Here is a 15,822-nt window from a genome sequence, read left to right as displayed (position 1 = left end):
AGCTTATGCAAAGCCAGTTGACGGGCAAGGTGCGCAAGGCACCCGAGAATTTCGTGCGCTCAGGCGATGTCGGCACCGTGTTTGCCGAGGCCAGGGCCGGTCGGCGTGACTTCATTCGCGGGGCTTTCGCAGCTGCGGCAGCCGGCGCTGCAACTGTCCATGCGCAGGGCCGGCAGGCCGTGAGCGGCGAGGGAGATCCGAATATTCTGGAGCTGCCCGCGCACAGCAAGGGCCTGGGCCAGCCGGTGGTCACCGACGGCTACGGCAAGCCTTCCCGGTACGAGGCCAATGTGCAGCGCCGCCAGAGCCCGGGGCTGACCCAGACCAAGCAGGCTTCGGTATCGTTTGCGCCGCTGCAGTCGCTGTTCGGCATCGTCACGCCCAGCGGTCTGCATTTCGAGCGTCACCACCAGGGCTGGTGGGACATCGACCCCTCCAAGCACAGGCTGATGATCAATGGTCTGGTGAAGAATCCCAAGGTCTTCACCATGGACGAGATCATGCGTCTGCCTTCGGTGTCGCGTTTTCACTTCATCGAATGTGGCGCCAACACCGGCATGGAGTGGGGCAATGTGGCCGTGCCCACGGTGCAGTACACGCACGGCATGCTGTCGTGCAGCGAGTTCACGGGCGTGCCCCTGATCACCTTGCTGGAGATGGCCGGTGCCGATCTGAAAAAAGGCCGCTTCATCCTGGCCGAGGGGGCGGACGGCTCGTCGATGACGCGCACCATTCCCGTGGAGCTGATCACTTCGGGCGAGGTGCTGGTCGCCTACGGCCAGAACGGCGAGATGCTGCGGCCCGAGCAGGGCTATCCGCTGCGCCTGGTGGTGCCGGGCGTGCAGGGCGTGAGCTGGGTGAAATACCTGCGCCGCATCGAAGTGGGCGACATGCCTTATGCGGCCAAGGACGAGGCCATCCACTATGTGGACCTGATGCCCGACGGACAGCACCGCCAGTACTCGAGCATCCAGGAATGCAAGAGCGTGGTCACCACGCCGTCCGGCGGACAGATGCTGCTGGACAAGGGCTTCTACAACATCACGGGCCTGGCATGGTCGGGGCGCGGCAAGGTCAGGCGCGTGGATGTGAGCGTGGACGGCGGTCGCAACTGGCGCACGGCCCGGCTTGAAGGGCCGGTGATGGACAAGTGCCTGACGCGCTTTCATCTGGACTGGGTCTGGAATGGCGAGGAATGCATCATCCAGAGCCGCGCCATGGATGAGACGGGCTATGTGCAGCCCAGCAACCAGCAGCTGCGTGCCGCGCGGGGCACACGCTCCATCTATCACAACAATTCCATCCAGTCCTGGGCGGTACGAGCCAACGGGGAGGTCGCCAATGTTCAGCTTGCGTAAACCGCTGGCGCTGCTGGCGCTGCTGGCCATGGGCGTGGCTGCCGGGCCCGCTGCGGCGCAGGGCAAGTCTGCCGAAGACCGCTATCCCGGCGTGGGTCGCAATGCCACGGGCAAGGAGGTTCTGGCCTGGGATATCGACGTGCGCCCGGATTTCAAGGGGCTGCCTCCGGGCTCGGGGTCCGTGCAAAAAGGCATGGATGTGTGGGAGGCCAAGTGCGCGTCCTGCCACGGGGTGTTCGGCGAATCCAACGAGGTGTTCAGCCCGCTGATCGGCGGAACCACGGCCGAGGACATCAGGACCGGCCATGTGGCGCGGCTCAAGGACCCGGCCTTTCCGGGGCGCACGACCTTGATGAAGGTAGCCACGGTCTCGACGCTGTGGGATTACATCAACCGCGCCATGCCCTGGAATGCGCCCAAGTCGCTGTCCACCGAAGAGGTGTATGCCGTCACGGCCTATCTGCTCAACCTCGGCGGCGTGGTGCCCGAGAACTTCACGCTCAGCGACAGCAATATCACCGAGGTGCAGCGCAAGCTGCCCAACCGCAACGGCATGACGACCCGGCATGCGCTGTGGCCCGGCAACGAGTTCGGCAAAGGCGCCAGGCCCGATGTGCTGGCCACTGCCTGCATGAGCAACTGCGGCCCCGCACCCACGCTGCGCTCGGCCTTGCCCGAGCATGCCAGCAACAACCACGGCAATCTGGCCCAGCAGAACCGGCTGGTCGGTGCCCAGCGCGGCATCGCCACCGATGGCGGCGCCAGCAAGGCCGCGCAGCCAGCGGCCGCCGGGCAATCGGCCAGTGCGGCGCCGACGGCCTTGCTGGAAAAGAACGCCTGCATGGCCTGCCATGGCATGGCGCAGAAACTCGTCGGCCCGGCCTTCAGCGACATTGCCGGCAAGCACGGCGGCCAGCCTGACTATCTGGCAAACAAGATCAGGGTCGGAGGCTCCGGCGTCTGGGGATCAACACCCATGCCGCCTCAGCCCAATCTCAGCGATGCTGATGCCAAGGTGATTGCCCAGTGGCTGGCGGCGGGCGCCAAGCCCTGATGCAGCTTGTGTCATGCGACAGTGAAGTGAATGAAAAGGAGACAACGATGAAACGTAGAGACGCCCTCAGGAACAGCGCGGCCGTGCTCGGCATGCTGATGGCCGCCGGCCTGCTGCCGCAGGCTGCGCAGGCGGCCTATAACAAGACCGCCTTCGACGCCAAGACCGTAGCCGATGTGCTCAAGGCCATGGGAGCTGCTGCGCCTGCCGAGAGCAAGGACGTGACGCTGACGGCGCCCGACATCGCCGAAAACGGGGCCGTCGTGCCCCTGGGCGCCGCGACCACGCTGCCCAATGTGAAGCAGATGCTGGTGCTGGTGGAAAAGAACCCCAACACGCTGGTGGCGGCCTTCACCGTCAACGAGGCGCTGGACGCCAACTTCCTGACCCGCGCCAAGCTGGGCCAGTCCTCGGATGTCTATGCCGTGGCCATCACCAATGACGGCAAGGCCTTCTATGCCAAGAAGGAAGTCAAGGTCACCCTCGGTGGCTGCGGCGGCTGATTGCAACGAATCATCTGAAACAGGAGAAGAACATGGCTGATCCAATGCGTATTCGTGCCCAGGCTGCAGGTGACAAGACCACCGTGCGCGTGCTGATGTCCCATGAGATGGAGACCGGCCAGCGCAAGGATGCGGAAGGCAAGACCGTGCCCGCCTGGTTTATCCAGGAGGTGACGGCCGCGCACAACGGCAAGCAGGTGCTCCAAGCTGAGTGGGGCCCCGCGGTTTCCAAGAACCCGTTTTTGCAGTTCGTGGTCAAGGGTGCCAAGGCGGGAGACAAGATCTCGGTGAGCTGGAAGGACAACAAGGGCGAGACCCGCACGGATGAGGCGACCGTGAGCTGAGCACGGCGCAGACAGCGGCTGGCCGCCGGCCAGCCTTCATCCCGGTCCAGAATCAATCAAAAAACAGAGAGCTGCCCCATGAGACATTCCTCCCCCAGTCAGATGGCTGCCGCCGTGCTGGCCCTGTGCATGTCCGCGCCGGTGCTGGCGCAAAAGTCCACGGCCGACGGCATTGCCGAGTACCGCGAGATGCTGCAGGACGGCAACCCCGCCGAGCTGTTCGAGATGAAGGGCGAGGAGCTGTGGAAGCAAAAGCGAGGCCCCCGCAAGGCGTCCCTGGAGCAGTGCGATCTGGGCAAGGGGCCGGGCGTGGTCAAGGGCGCATTTGTAGAGCTGCCGCGCTATTTTGCGGACACGGGCAGGGTGCAGGATCTGGAGTCGCGCCTGCTGACCTGCATGGACAGGCTGCAGGGGCTGGACGCGCAAAAGATTGCGGCAACACCGTTCGGCAAGGACGAGCAAAAGAACATGGAAGGGCTGGTGGCCTGGATTTCATCGCAGTCCAAAGGCATGAAGTTCAACCTGCCCCAGGGCCATGTGCAGGAAAGGCAGATGTACGAGGCGGGCAAGCGCATGTTCTATATGCGCGGCGGCCCGCATGACTTTGCCTGTGCCTCCTGCCATGGTGCGGATGGCAAGCGCATCCGCATGCAGGATCTGCCCAATCTGACCAGGAACCCCGGCGCAGCGGAAGGCTTTGGCGCCTGGCCCGCCTATCGCGTCTCATCGGGCGAGCTGTGGAGCATGCAGCGCCGCCTCAACGACTGCTTCCGTCAGCAGCGCTTTCCCTATCCCGGTTACGCCAGCGACGTGACTGTGGCGCTGGGGGTGTTCATGGGCGTCAACGGCAAGGGCGGGATGTCGACCGCACCGGCCATCAAGCGATAAGGAGGCCCTATGCGCAAGCAAAAATACATGCCGTACCTGGCCGTGGCCGCATCGTTGCTGGTGCTCGGCTGTGCCTCCGTTGACGGGGTGGCGGACATCGATGCCTTGACGGCCAAGATGGTGCAGACCTCTTTTCGCGATCAGGGCATCGCCAAGGTCGATCGTCTGCAGCAGGACGAGTCGAATGCGGCCTGCAGCGCTGCCGATGCCTCCGGCAAGCCGCTGGCGCCTGAGCGTGCGCAAGCCATCGAAGCTGCCAATCTCAAGACCGTCAAATGGCCTCAGGATGGCAAGCTGCTCGGCGACTGGAAGGAGGGCGAAAAGATCGCCCAGAACGGCCGGGGCATGACCTGGAGCGACAAGGCTGGCAGCGCCAATGGCGGCAACTGCTACAACTGCCACCAGATCAGCAAGGAAGAAATCTCCTTTGGCACGCTGGGCCCCAGTCTCTACAACTATGGAAAGATTCGCGGCATCAAGGATCCGGGCAGCCCCGAATCCAGAGCCATCGTCGAGTACACCTGGGGCAAGATCTGGAACGCCAAGGCCTACAACGCCTGCTCGGGCATGCCGCGCTTCGGTCACTCCGGCATCCTCAGCGAAGCGCAGACACGAGATCTTGTCGCCTTGCTTGTCGATCCTGCCTCTCCCGTCAACAAATAGCTTCCTCTGAGCGGCTATGCCGCTTGTCCCCGCTCTTGCGGTGCTTCGCAGTTCGAGAGGGGATGACCCTTCGCTATGGAGTGCCCTGCCTGGCGTTTGCCATGCAATTGCGGCGCGCAGCATTACGGACACAACTGATGCAAATTCGGATCAGGCTGGGTAGAAATGCCCGTGCTTGCCTCCCTGCTTGCATAGGTACCAACGGATATCAGCATGAGTCTTTCCAAACGCGAATTTCTGCAAGTGCTGGCGGCAGCCAGTGTCTCGGGCATGGGCTTGCAGCGCTATGCCTACGCCGACCAGTCGCTGGCCGACAAGGCCTTGTATGAGGTGGCGCCGTTCGGCAATGTGTCCCTGCTGCATATGACGGACTGCCATGCTCAGCTCAATCCGGTGCACTTTCGCGAACCCAGTGTCAATCTCGGTATCGCTGCGATGAAGAACCAGCGCCCGCATCTGGTGGGCGAGCATCTGCTGCGCTCCGTGGGCATCAAGCCCGGCACGGCTTCGGCCCATGCATTCAGCTATCTGGACTTCGAGGCGGCGGCCAGGCGCTACGGCAAGGTGGGCGGGTTTGCCCATCTGTCCACGCTGGTCAAGCGCATGCGCGCCTCGCGCCCGGGCGCGCTGCTGCTGGACGGCGGCGATACCTGGCAGGGCTCGGCCACTTCGCTGTGGACCAAGGCCCAGGACATGGTCGATGCCTGTAAGCTGCTGGGCGTGGACGTGATGACGGGCCACTGGGAGTTCACCTACGGCATGCAGCGCGTGCAGGAGATCATCGACAAGGACTTCGGCACGCAGACCGACTTTGTGGCGCAAAACGTCAAGACGGCCGATTTCGGCGATCCGGTGTTCAAGCCCTATGTGATCCGCGAGATCAACGGCGTGCCCGTGGCCATCATCGGCCAGGCCTTTCCGTACACGCCGATCGCCAACCCGCGCTATATGGTGGCGGACTGGAGCTTCGGCATCCAGGACGACCATCTACAGAAGATGGTGGACGAGGTGCGCGCCAAAGGGGCCAAGGTGGTGGTCGTGCTCTCGCACAACGGCATGGACGTGGACCTCAAGATGGCCAGCCGCGTGCGCGGTATCGACGCCATTTTGGGAGGGCACACACATGACGGCATGCCTGTGCCCACGCTGGTGCAGAACGCGGGCGGCAAGACCATCGTCACCAACGCGGGCTCGAACGGCAAGTTTCTCGGAGTGCTGGACTTCGATGTCAGGGACGGCCAGGTGCGCGGCTTCCAGTACCGGCTGCTGCCGGTGTTCGCCAGCATCCTGCCCGCCGATACCCAGATGCAGGCGCTGATCACCCGGGTGCGTGCACCCTATGAAAGCCGGCTGGGCGAAGTGCTGGCGCGCACCGACGGCACGCTGTATCGCCGTGGCAACTTCAACGGCACAGGCGACCAGTTGCTGCTGGACGCCATGATGGAGGTGCAGAATGCGCCGATTGCCTTCTCGCCGGGCTTTCGCTGGGGGACAACGCTGCTGGCCGGGCAGGACATCACGCGCGAATGGCTGATGGATATGACGGCCACCACCTATTCCTACGCCACCGTGACCGAGATGACGGGCGCCACGATCAGGACGGTGCTCGAAGACGTGGCCGACAATCTCTTCAATCCCGATCCGTACTACCAGCAGGGCGGCGACATGGTGCGCGTGGGCGGTCTGCAATACCAGTGCGACCCGGCGGCCGGCGCGGGCCGGCGCATCAGCGACATGCGCCTGAACGGCCAGTTGCTGGAGGCGGACAAGAAATACAAGGTGGCCGGCTGGGCTCCCGTGGCCGAGGAGGCCAGGACGGCCGGCAACAAGCCGATCTGGGAGCTGGTCGAGCCCTGGCTCAAGGACCGCAAGACGTTGGGGCCGCGCCGTCTCGACGAGCCCCGACTGATCAATGTCGGCGGCAATCAGGGGCTGGCCAAGGCCTGATGAAAGCCGATTGGAAAGACGCCTGGAAATCCGATTAAGGCACAGTTATCGTGCGGGCTGGGGTATATGCCATTGCTTTGAAGCCGGGCCGCGCCGTCCAATGCCCGCATGAGTCCTGCCGAGTTTGATTCCCTGACGGCCACCGTTCTGGTGGCCATTTTGTTGCTGGCCGCCGTGCTGGGCTTTGTGATGCGCGAGACCCGGTTTTGCACCGTGGGCGCCATCAGCGATGTGGTCTATCTGCAGGACTGGGGGCGGGCGCGCCAGTGGTGCATGGCCATCGCCGTAAGCATGCTGGGCTTCACGGCGTTGGCGCTGTGCGGCCAGTTGCAGGTGGGCGATGCCCTTTATGCCAGCCGCCGCCTTCTGTGGCTGTCGGCCCTGGCGGGAGGGGGGCTGTTTGGCGCAGGCATGGTGCTGGCATCGGGTTGCGGGGCCAGGAATCTGACCCGGCTGGGCAGCGGCAGCCTCAAGGCGCTCGTGGTGCTGCTGGTCATGGGCGTGGCCGCCTTTGCCACGCTCAAGGGGATCACCGCCGTGGCGCGGGTGCGCTGGCTGGACAGCGTGCATCTTGAATTCGCGGGCCCGGCCCTGCTGCCCGAGTGGCTGGCCGGCCAAATGGCCTGGCCCTTGACGCTGCTGCGCGGCGTGCTGGGCCTGGGTCTGGGGGCCTTGCTGTTGTTGCTGGCCTTCGATCCCCGGCCCGGCGCCGAGCGCAGCCGGGCCGTGCTGCTGGGCGGGCTGCTAGTGGGCCTGTGCGTGACGGCAGCTTGGTGGCTCAGCGGTCATCTGGCGCTGGTGGCCGAACACCCCCAGACGCTGGAGCAGGTCTATGCCGCGACCTATAGCGGTCGTATCGAGGCCTTCAGCTTTGTCACGCCGGTGGCGCACACGCTGGACTGGCTGATGTTCTTCAGCGATCGCAACAAGGTGCTGACCTGGGGCATAGCCTCGGTGGCTGGCGTGGTCCTGGGCAGCTTTGTCCATGCGCTGTGGCGCAGGGACTTTCAGTGGCAGGGCTTTGCCGACCGCCGGGACCTGGCCCGTCACTTGCTGGGCGGGCTGCTGATGGGCGTAGGCGGGGTGACGGCCATGGGCTGCACCGTGGGCCAGGGCATCAGTGCGATCTCTATGCTCAGCCTGGGCAGCTTTGTGGCGCTGGCCGGCATTGTGCTGGGGGCGGTGCTGATGCTGCGCCATCTGGCAGAGACGGCATGAAGCAAAGTAAATTTGATAGCTTCTTGCGTTTGCTGATAAACAGATTCAGCATGAAAACATGCTGAAAACGAGAAAAGGAGCGCGGTAGGCGCTCCTTTTTTATGGGCCGCAGCGTTTCAGAGCTTGCGCAGGCGCGCGGCTGCCTCGATCAGGGTTTCGTCCTTCTTGGCAAAGCAAAAGCGCACCACGCGCTGATCGAAGCCGTTGCCGTAGAAGGCCGACAGCGGAATCGCGGCCACGCCGATTTCCTTGACCAGCCACTGGCAGAACTCGGCCTCGTTGAGATCCGAGACCGAGGAGATGTCGGCACAGAGGAAATAGGTGCCGGCCGTGGGCAGCAGCTTCAGGCGCGAGCCCTGCAGCCCGCCGAGGAACAGATCGCGCTTGGCCTGATAGAAGGCCGAAAGCTCCAGATAAGGCGCAGGGTCCTGCATGTAGTGCGCGAGACCCGCCTGCATGGGCGTGTTCACGGTAAACACATTGAACTGGTGCACCTTGCGGAATTCGGCACTGAGAGCGGCGGGTGCGGCCACGGTGCCGACCTTCCAGCCCGTGACATGGTAGGTCTTGCCAAAGCTGGAGACGATGAAGGCGCGCTCGGCTAGGCCCGGGTAGCGGGCGCTGCTCAGATGCTGGGCGCCGTCGAAGACCATGTGCTCGTAGACCTCGTCGCTGATCAGCAGCACATTGGTGGGGGCCAGCAGCGCCTCGAGCTGGCGCATTTCCGCATCGGTCCAGATGGTGGCACTGGGGTTGTGCGGACTGTTGATGATCAGCAGACGCGTGCGCGGCGTGATGGCGGCCGCGATCCTGGCAAAGTCGGGGCGGAAGCTGCCGGGCGTCAGCGGCACCCGCACGGCCACGCCGCCGGCCATCTCGATATTGGGCACATAGCTGTCGTAGCAGGGGTCGAGCACGATGACTTCGTCGCCCGCATGCACAGTGGCCAGGATGGCGGTGAGAATGGCCTGGGTGGCGCCGGCAGTGATGGTGATCTCGCTGCCCGCGTCATAGCGGCGACCGTGCAGCGTTTCGATCTTGGCGGCCACGGCCTCGCGCAGCGCGGGCCAGCCCGTCATGGGCGGGTACTGGTTGTGACCGGCGCGCATGGCATCGTTGACAGCGTCAAGCAGCCTGGGGTCGCAGCCGAAGTCGGGGAAGCCCTGGCCCAGATTGACGGCCTTGTGCTCGGCGGCCAGCGCCGACATGACGGTGAAGATGGTGGTGCCCACATTGGGCAGCTTGCTGGGAAAATTGGGAGTCACGATAGTCTTGCAATGCATGGGCCGGGCGCGCAGGCGCCGGCCCTTGAGGCGGGCCGGATCAGAGCCCGAAGTCGTCCACGCTGCCGTTCATGGCGCGCATGATGAGGTCGCGCGAGAGACGGTCGCTGAGCAGCTCCGCAAACCGGTAGACGAAGTTGCGCAGATATGCGCCGCGCTTGATGGCCACGCGTGCCACGCTGGTGCCGAACAGATGGCCGACAGGGCGCACCACCAGGTCGTTGACGGTGTCGTCGCGCATGGCCATCTCGGCCACGATGCCGATGCCCAGGCCCAGACGCACATAGGTCTTGATCACGTCGGCATCGATGGCTTCCAGCACGATATGCGGATGCAGGCGGCGCATCTCGAAGGCATGGTCGATCTTGCCGCGTCCGGTAAAGGACGGGTGGTAGGTGATCAGGGCCTCCTGGGCGATGTCCTCCAGCGTGATGCGCTCTTTCTGCGCCAGCGGGTGGCCCGTGGGGATGACCAGCACGTGCTGCCATTCGTAGCAGGGCAGGGTCACCAGATCGGGGTAGTCGGCCAGCGATTCGGTGGCCATGCCGATCTCGGCCACTTCGTCGATCACCATGCGCGCGACTTCGGCAGGCGTGGCCTGGTGCAGACTGATGGTGACCTTGGGGTAGAGCTCGCGCAGGCGTGCCACGGCGGGCGGCAGCACATAGCGGGCCTGGGTGTGGGTGGTGGCGATGCTCAGCGTGCCGCTGTCCTGGGCGCTGTACTGCTCGCCGATGCGCTTGAGATTGCCCACCTCGCGCATGATCAGCTCGATGCTCTTGAGGACTTCCTGTCCCGGCTCGGTGATGCGCTTGAGACGCTTGCCGTGGCGCGCAAAGATATCGATGCCCAGCTCTTCCTCAAGCTCGATGATGGCTTTGGAGACTCCGGGCTGGGAGGTGTGCAGGGCCTTGGCCGCCTCGGTGAGGTTGAGATTGCGGCGGGCGGCTTCCTGAACGAAGCGGAATTGATGCAGGTTCATGACGGCATGGACTAAGAACTTGCATCATTATGCTTCAAATATCTAAAGAAGCTATTTTTTATTTGAAATCTGTATGTTTGAGAGCTTCGGTGCCGGTTGCCGCCTCTATCGCCAGCTGCGCCAGCAGGGACGTGACGCGAGGATTCTCACCCGCTGCGGTCTGCAGATCGAACTGGCAGCCGGGATGCTGGCGGCGCAATTCGTCCAGCAGGCGCGGAATGTCTTCGCGTGCATGTTTGCCGGTACCGAGGAACAGCGGCAGCACGATCAGGTGTTTGACGCCTTGCGCAATCAGGCTCTGCGCGGCGGCAGGCAGATCCGGTGCGCAGGCATCCAGATAGGCGCAGATGCAGGGCAGGCCGGGCTGCATTGCCTGTACCAGCTGATGCACGGCCTCTATGGGCTGGCGCCAGAGAGGGTCTCTGGAGCCATGGGCCAGCAGGATCAGACCGGCCCGGCATGGAGAATGGTTGGCTGCGTCATCCATGGCTAGCGCCTCAGTACCAGCCAGCCAAAGGCCGAGAGCGATAGCGCGGTGTAGAGCAGACCCGGCGCCGCGGCGGCCAGCCAGGGCCACCAGGATTGCAGAGTGCCGATATAGCCGAACACGTTGTTGAGCAGGAAGAAGCTGATGCCGGCCATCACCCCGCCAAACACATAGGCCGTGATACCGCCCGAGCGGAAATGCAGATAGGCAAAAGGCAGGGCGAGAACCACCATCACCAGGCAGCTCAACGGGTAGAAGACCTTGCGCCAGAACTCGATTTCGTACTTCTGCGCCGCCTGGCCGTTATCTTGCAGGTGACGTACAAACTGGAACAGTGCAATCGTGGTCATGCGATCGGGCTTGAGCAGCGCACCCGAGACCATGGCCGCAGTGACCTTGGTTGGCCAGTTCATGCTGGCTTCGCTGATCCGGCTGAGCTTGGTGACATCGCCATCCTGGGCCACCTTGCTGCCTTGCACGCCCTGCAGCGTCCACTGCTCTTCGTCTTCATCGACCTGTGCCGATTGGGCGCTGATCTGCGCAGCGATACGGCCCTTGCTGTCGAACTCGAAGATGCGCACATTGACGAAGTCGCCAGGGCTCTTGACGGCGCCTACGTTGATGGCGACCGAGTGATCGCCTTGCTTTTCCTTGAGCCAGGCTCCGGTGGCGCCTCGGGAGATCTGGCCTTTGCTGACCACACGCAGTTTCTGGCTGAAGTTGTCGGCAGCAGGTGCAATATAGTCACCCACCAGCACGGTGAGCACTACAAAGCTCATCCCCAGTACCAGCAGCGTGCGCAGCGCCAGCCAGGGGCCCATGCCGCTGGTGCGCATGATGGTGAACTCCGAGCTCTGGGCGAACTTGGCCATCACGAAGATGGCGCCGATCAGCACGGCGATCGGCATCAGCTCGTAGAGGTGGCCCGGAATGGACAGGGCCACAAACAGCAGCGCGCGCGTGGCGGTGTAGCCGGCATTGCCGCTGCCCACCCAGCGCATTTCATCGACCAGATCAAAAAAGAAGAACAGCGCCAGAAAGGCCAGCGAGACATACAGGACGGCCTGTATGACCTCGCGATAGATCAGGTTGCGCAGAACTTTCATCGTGCGCTCTCCTGACGCTTGCCCGAGCGCAGCAGCAGATCGCGTGGCGACCAGCGGAAATGGCGCGCCGCCAGCACCAGCACGCTGAGCGTGAGGATGCTTCCATGAAGCAGGCCCAGAATGCCCCACATGCCTATCTTGTTGGCGCTGACCCAGCTCTCGCCCAGGGTCATGAGGTTGTAGTACACGATAAATGCGAAGAGGGCGATCATCAGGCTGCTGCTATTGCCCGCACGCGGGTTCACACTGGAGATGGCCAGGCCCAGAATGACAAAATTCAGCGCCGCAAAGGGCAGGCCCAGACGCCATGCGAGCACGGAGCGGGCGATCGGCTCGTCCTTGCCGATCAAGTCCCTGGTGGGCATGCTGCGCGCGGCCATTTCTTCGATGGTGACGGGGTTGTCATTGTCGACCTGCACACCGTATTCCTTGAATTCAGTGATACGTACCGAGCCGTCGTCGCTGCGCGTCTCCATGCGCTGGCCGTCCTCCAGAATCACCATGCGCTGGCCCTTGATGACGGCCAGATGCGCGCCCTTGGCGGAGGTCACGGACTCCTTGCCCGGGTCGCGCGAGACCACAAAGACGTTGCTGGCCGCCATGTCCGAGGGGGAGTCCTTGTCGACGAAGAACACGCGTGTGCCGCCCGCCGATTCCTGGAACTCGCCGGGTGCGATGCGATCCAAATCGCTGCGCTGCTGGAACTGGGTCTTGATCTGCTCGATTTGCTGGTAGGACCAGGGCAGCACGCCCAGGGCCAGCACGGCCGTGATGAGAATCACCGGCCAGGCAAAGCGCAGCAAGGGTTTGAGCAGACTGGCCAGGCCCTGGCCGGCAGCAAACCAGATGACCATCTCGCTGTCGCGATACATGCGCGACAGTGAGCCCACAATGGCGACAAACAGACTCAGGCCCAAAATGGTGGGGAGTTGTCCGAGCACGGTGAAACCCATGACCAGCATCACGTCGGAAGGGCTGACACTGCCCTTGTAAGCCTGACCCAGGGTGCGGATCAGCATCATGGTCATCACCACAGTGATCAGAACCACGGCCGTCGCGCCAAAGCTGCGGGCCAGCTCTTTGCGTATGGATGAATCGAATAACATTGGCTAAAAGGAAAACACCGATTATGAACTTTGAACTGAAGGCTCTGACCGCTGCCGCCGCAGCGCGTGAAAAATGTGATCTGTTGCTGGTGCTGGTGTCCGAGCAGGCAGCATCGGGCACATTCGGCAGCGACGCCATCGGAGCCATGGTGGCTCACGCGGTGAAACAGGGGGATTTTGCCCTGACTTGCGGCAAGCAATTGCCTTTGTACCAAGTGCCCGCCATTGCCGCACGCCGTGTGGTGCTGCTGGGCACTGGGGCCGGCTCGGCCAGGGATGTGCGCAATGCGCTGGCCGGCTGTGGCGCGGTGCTCAAGACCGACGGCATTGCCAAGGCCGTTGTGAGCTTTGCCTTTGATGCCGATGCCCAGGCTGTAGCGGCCGCCGTGCAGGCAGTGGCCGATGCGACCTACCTCTATACCCACACCAAATCCCAGGCCAAGCCCATTGCGCTGACCAAGCTCGTGCTGGGCGTATCGTCCAAGACGGCTGCGGTTACCGCTGCTTTCAATACTGCCGTGGCGCAGCAGGAAGGCGTGAACACGGCCCGCGAATGGGCCAACCGCCCGGCCAACCATGCAACGCCCACCTTGCTGGCCAATGCGGCCAAGAGCATTGCCAAGGCTGCACGCATGAGCTGCAAGATCCACGGCCCCGCCGAAGTGGCCAAGCTGGGCATGGGCGCCTTCATGGCAGTGGCACAGGGCTCGCGCGAGCCCCTGCGCTTCATTGAATTGCACTACAACGGTGCGGCCAAGAGCGTGGCCCCCATCGTGCTGGTGGGCAAGGGCATTACTTTTGACACCGGCGGCATCTCGCTCAAGCCTGCGGCCGAGATGGACGAGATGAAGTTCGACATGGGCGGCGCTGCCAGCGTGCTGGGCGTGTTCCAGGCACTGGCCAGGCTGCAGCCCGCCATCAACGTCGTGGGCCTGATCCCCGCCTGCGAGAACATGCCCGACGGCGCAGCCATCAAGCCTGGCGATGTGGTGACCAGCATGAGCGGCCAGACCATCGAGATCCTCAACACCGACGCCGAAGGCCGTCTGGTGCTGTGCGACGTGCTGCATTACGCAGCGCGCTTCAAGCCCTCTGCGCTGGTCGATATGGCCACGCTGACCGGTGCTTGCGTGATCGCCTTGGGCGGCTTGCGTAGCGGCCTGTTCTCGACCAGCGACGAGCTGGCAGCGGCCTTGCAGACTGCGGGCGACGCGGCGCTCGATCCTTGCTGGCGCATGCCTTTGGATGAGGAGTACGCCGATGGGCTCAAGAGCAATTTTGCGGACATGGGCAATGTGGCAGGGCGCGCTGCGGGCGCTGTGACGGCCGCCAAGTTCCTGCAGAAATTTGTGGGCGATATTCCCTGGGCGCATCTGGATATCGCCGGTACTGCCTGGAAGAGCGGTGCTGCCAAGGGCGCCACCGGTCGCCCCGTGGGTCTGCTGGTGCAATATCTGCTGGGCCAGCAAGGCAAGGCAGCCGCTGCGCCCGCAACGGCCAAGACCTCGGCGTCGCGCAAGAGCGCTGCCAAGCCTGCGGCCTCGCGCCGCACGCGTGTGACTGCCAAGGCTTCGGCTTAAGAAAAGTCGGCAGGGGCGGCCTGGTTTCAGACCGTCTCTGCCGCCAAGAGTTGTGACAGAAATTGCCTTTCATTTCAATGCGCCAGACAAGCTGGGCTATGTGTGCCGATTCGCACGCAAGGCTCTGCGTCATGGTGCGCGCATCGTGGTTCTGGGTGATGGAGCTGCGCTGAGCCGGCTTTCGCCCCGTTTGTGGAGCGTCTCGGCCACGGATTTTCTTGCGCATGCTTGCGAGTCGGATGGTGCGCAGATGCTTGCTGCTTCTCCCGTCATCCTGACCGAACACCTGCAGGACTTGCCTCATTACGATGTGCTGGTCAACCTCACGCCGCAGGTGCCGTCGGGGTTTGAGCGCTTCGCGCGCGTGGTGGAAATCGTGTCTTCCGGCGATGAGATGGATCGCCAGGATGCGCGTGTCCGCTGGCGCGACTATGCTGCGCGTGGTTTTTCCATTGTCCGGCACGATCTGAATCTCAAGGGCTAGGTCATGAACTCCTCATCCAAAGTTCCGCCACGATTCGTCCCCACCCTGACCGAGGTGGTTCAGCCCGAAGCTTCCGCGCCCGAAGACGCTGCAGACAACGCTCAGTCGGCGCAGCCGGAGCAGTCTCAGGCAGCTGTGCAACAGGTGCCAGGTCCGCGAACGCTGGGAGACTGCGTCGTACCTCTGGCGCGGCCGTCGTTTCATACCTCATGGCTGGCGGACGGTCTCTACGGCCGCGGCAGGCCTGCAGGTATTCCACATCAGCTGCCCCCCTTGCCGGAATCCTTGCCGCCGCAGCAGTCATTTGCGCAAAGCATGGCTGGGGAGGTGGTGGAAGCAATAGCGGCCGGGCAGGTGGAGCCTGAGCCTGAGTCGGTAACTGCCGAACTCGTGGAGGCATTGCCGCTGGCAGACCAGGCGGAGCAGCCATCCATTACGGACGCTGGCCAAGCCCAGGATGAAGAGCTTCAGCCCGGGCCTGAGCCCTTCCATGAGGAAGCCGCGGAGCCGCTCGTCCAGGCACAGGATGTGGTGCAGGCCGTTGAACCCGAACCGGTCTTGGAGGCAGCGGGCCTGCAGCAGGCGCTGGATGCACACGGTGCCGTGGTGACCGAAGAGTATCTGGTCCACCGGCTGATGCAGCGGGTGGACCTTGTGCTGGAGCACAAGCTCAAGGAAGCAATAGCTCAGGTTGTGGAAGTACAGACCCGATCCATGGTGCTTCGCCTGCGTGAAGAAGTGGAGACCGTGGTGCGTCAGTCGGTCTTTGAGGCTGTGGAGGCGGAGCTTGCGCAGCAGACCCGGCAGTAGTCGCCGAGC

At 63.6% G+C, this 15,822-nt stretch carries 16 protein-coding genes; 11 read left to right on the top strand and 5 right to left on the bottom strand.

The features are described 5' to 3' along the window. Positions 1–5 precede the first annotated feature (5 nt). The 8 genes from soxC (at position 6) to DFO48_RS16205 (ending at position 7,975) form a co-directional block, all read left to right on the top strand. Positions 6–1,358 carry a sulfite dehydrogenase gene (soxC, locus tag DFO48_RS16240; RefSeq protein ID WP_114864079.1) on the top strand — a complete coding sequence of 451 codons (1,353 nt, stop codon included), beginning with the start codon at positions 6–8 and terminating at the stop codon, positions 1,356–1,358. Next, positions 1,342–2,412 carry a c-type cytochrome gene (locus DFO48_RS16235; RefSeq protein WP_114864078.1) on the top strand — a complete coding sequence of 357 codons (1,071 nt, stop codon included), beginning with the start codon at positions 1,342–1,344 and terminating at the stop codon, positions 2,410–2,412. The genes soxC and DFO48_RS16235 overlap by 17 nt, the downstream gene beginning before the upstream one ends. A 47-nt stretch (positions 2,413–2,459) precedes the next feature. Continuing rightward, entirely contained in the window at positions 2,460–2,915 is a 456-nt protein-coding gene (gene soxY / locus DFO48_RS16230; RefSeq protein ID WP_034348784.1) for a thiosulfate oxidation carrier protein SoxY, read from the top strand. Positions 2,916–2,947: 32 nt separating this feature from the next. Further along, a complete protein-coding gene (gene soxZ, locus DFO48_RS16225) occupies positions 2,948–3,259 on the top strand; it encodes a thiosulfate oxidation carrier complex protein SoxZ (protein WP_003053938.1) in 312 nt (103 codons plus the stop codon). Positions 3,260–3,337: 78 nt separating this feature from the next. Further along, the gene (soxA, locus tag DFO48_RS16220; RefSeq protein WP_114864077.1) at positions 3,338–4,147 is read left to right on the top strand and encodes a sulfur oxidation c-type cytochrome SoxA; all 810 of its coding nucleotides are present in this window, start codon (positions 3,338–3,340) and stop codon (positions 4,145–4,147) included. 9 nt (positions 4,148–4,156) lie between these two features. Continuing rightward, the gene (gene soxX, locus DFO48_RS16215; protein WP_034368241.1) at positions 4,157–4,810 is read left to right on the top strand and encodes a sulfur oxidation c-type cytochrome SoxX; all 654 of its coding nucleotides are present in this window, start codon (positions 4,157–4,159) and stop codon (positions 4,808–4,810) included. Positions 4,811–5,023: 213 nt separating this feature from the next. Beyond that, positions 5,024–6,757 (top strand): thiosulfohydrolase SoxB, encoded by a 1,734-nt coding sequence (gene soxB, locus DFO48_RS16210; RefSeq protein ID WP_114864076.1) that lies wholly within the window; start codon positions 5,024–5,026, stop codon positions 6,755–6,757. 108 nt (positions 6,758–6,865) lie between these two features. Further along, a complete protein-coding gene (locus tag DFO48_RS16205; RefSeq protein ID WP_114864075.1) occupies positions 6,866–7,975 on the top strand; it encodes a YeeE/YedE family protein in 1,110 nt (369 codons plus the stop codon). A 116-nt stretch (positions 7,976–8,091) separates the two neighbouring features. Here the strand turns inward: DFO48_RS16205 and DFO48_RS16200 are convergent, their stop codons facing one another. From DFO48_RS16200 to lptF, 5 genes are read right to left on the bottom strand one after another with little or no spacing between them, the layout of a single operon-like run. Further along, positions 8,092–9,258 carry a pyridoxal phosphate-dependent aminotransferase gene (locus tag DFO48_RS16200; protein ID WP_114864074.1) on the bottom strand — a complete coding sequence of 389 codons (1,167 nt, stop codon included), beginning with the start codon at positions 9,256–9,258 and terminating at the stop codon, positions 8,092–8,094. A 40-nt stretch (positions 9,259–9,298) separates the two neighbouring features. Further along, positions 9,299–10,240, bottom strand: coding sequence for a CysB family HTH-type transcriptional regulator (locus tag DFO48_RS16195; protein ID WP_003075706.1), 942 nt, complete (start codon positions 10,238–10,240; stop codon positions 9,299–9,301). Positions 10,241–10,298: 58 nt separating this feature from the next. After that, on the bottom strand, positions 10,299–10,727 hold the full coding sequence (locus DFO48_RS16190; RefSeq protein ID WP_114864073.1) for a sirohydrochlorin chelatase: 429 nt from the start codon (positions 10,725–10,727) through the stop codon (positions 10,299–10,301). Positions 10,728–10,729: 2 nt separating this feature from the next. Beyond that, entirely contained in the window at positions 10,730–11,833 is a 1,104-nt protein-coding gene (gene lptG, locus DFO48_RS16185; RefSeq protein WP_003075709.1) for an LPS export ABC transporter permease LptG, read from the bottom strand. Continuing rightward, a complete protein-coding gene (gene lptF / locus DFO48_RS16180) occupies positions 11,830–12,939 on the bottom strand; it encodes an LPS export ABC transporter permease LptF (RefSeq protein ID WP_114864072.1) in 1,110 nt (369 codons plus the stop codon). Before lptF ends, lptG begins: the two co-directional genes overlap by 4 nt. 23 nt (positions 12,940–12,962) lie before the next feature. On the opposite strand from lptF, the gene DFO48_RS16175 reads away from it, so the two are divergent. From DFO48_RS16175 to DFO48_RS16165, 3 genes are read left to right on the top strand one after another with little or no spacing between them, the layout of a single operon-like run. Next, positions 12,963–14,519 carry a leucyl aminopeptidase gene (locus DFO48_RS16175; RefSeq protein WP_114864071.1) on the top strand — a complete coding sequence of 519 codons (1,557 nt, stop codon included), beginning with the start codon at positions 12,963–12,965 and terminating at the stop codon, positions 14,517–14,519. Between the two features lie 52 nt (positions 14,520–14,571). Then, on the top strand, positions 14,572–15,003 hold the full coding sequence (locus tag DFO48_RS16170; protein WP_003075714.1) for a DNA polymerase III subunit chi: 432 nt from the start codon (positions 14,572–14,574) through the stop codon (positions 15,001–15,003). 3 nt (positions 15,004–15,006) lie between these two features. Next, a complete protein-coding gene (locus DFO48_RS16165) occupies positions 15,007–15,813 on the top strand; it encodes a hypothetical protein (protein ID WP_114864070.1) in 807 nt (268 codons plus the stop codon). The last annotated feature ends 9 nt before the right edge of the window (positions 15,814–15,822 follow it).

Source organism: Comamonas sp. AG1104, assembly GCF_003350425.1.
Lineage (GTDB): Bacteria > Pseudomonadota > Gammaproteobacteria > Burkholderiales > Burkholderiaceae_C > Comamonas > Comamonas testosteroni.
Note: the sequence above shows the minus strand (reverse complement) of the source record. Positions and strands in the feature narration are given on the sequence as shown.

What these genes read in the sequence shown, in the direction of transcription:
- soxC (WP_114864079.1), top strand. Translation starts at nt 6, where the DNA reads ATGCAAAGCCAGTTGACGGGCAAGGTGCGCAAGGCACCCGAGAATTTC.
- DFO48_RS16175 (WP_114864071.1), top strand. Translation starts at nt 12,963, where the DNA reads ATGAACTTTGAACTGAAGGCTCTGACCGCTGCCGCCGCAGCGCGTGAA.
- soxA (WP_114864077.1), top strand. Translation starts at nt 3,338, where the DNA reads ATGAGACATTCCTCCCCCAGTCAGATGGCTGCCGCCGTGCTGGCCCTG.
- soxB (WP_114864076.1), top strand. Translation starts at nt 5,024, where the DNA reads ATGAGTCTTTCCAAACGCGAATTTCTGCAAGTGCTGGCGGCAGCCAGT.
- soxX (WP_034368241.1), top strand. Translation starts at nt 4,157, where the DNA reads ATGCGCAAGCAAAAATACATGCCGTACCTGGCCGTGGCCGCATCGTTG.
- lptF (WP_114864072.1), bottom strand. Translation starts at nt 12,939, where the DNA reads ATGTTATTCGATTCATCCATACGCAAAGAGCTGGCCCGCAGCTTTGGC.
- soxZ (WP_003053938.1), top strand. Translation starts at nt 2,948, where the DNA reads ATGGCTGATCCAATGCGTATTCGTGCCCAGGCTGCAGGTGACAAGACC.
- lptG (WP_003075709.1), bottom strand. Translation starts at nt 11,833, where the DNA reads ATGAAAGTTCTGCGCAACCTGATCTATCGCGAGGTCATACAGGCCGTC.
- DFO48_RS16200 (WP_114864074.1), bottom strand. Translation starts at nt 9,258, where the DNA reads ATGCATTGCAAGACTATCGTGACTCCCAATTTTCCCAGCAAGCTGCCC.
- DFO48_RS16165 (WP_114864070.1), top strand. Translation starts at nt 15,007, where the DNA reads ATGAACTCCTCATCCAAAGTTCCGCCACGATTCGTCCCCACCCTGACC.
- DFO48_RS16190 (WP_114864073.1), bottom strand. Translation starts at nt 10,727, where the DNA reads ATGGATGACGCAGCCAACCATTCTCCATGCCGGGCCGGTCTGATCCTG.
- soxY (WP_034348784.1), top strand. Translation starts at nt 2,460, where the DNA reads ATGAAACGTAGAGACGCCCTCAGGAACAGCGCGGCCGTGCTCGGCATG.
- DFO48_RS16205 (WP_114864075.1), top strand. Translation starts at nt 6,866, where the DNA reads ATGAGTCCTGCCGAGTTTGATTCCCTGACGGCCACCGTTCTGGTGGCC.
- DFO48_RS16235 (WP_114864078.1), top strand. Translation starts at nt 1,342, where the DNA reads ATGTTCAGCTTGCGTAAACCGCTGGCGCTGCTGGCGCTGCTGGCCATG.
- DFO48_RS16195 (WP_003075706.1), bottom strand. Translation starts at nt 10,240, where the DNA reads ATGAACCTGCATCAATTCCGCTTCGTTCAGGAAGCCGCCCGCCGCAAT.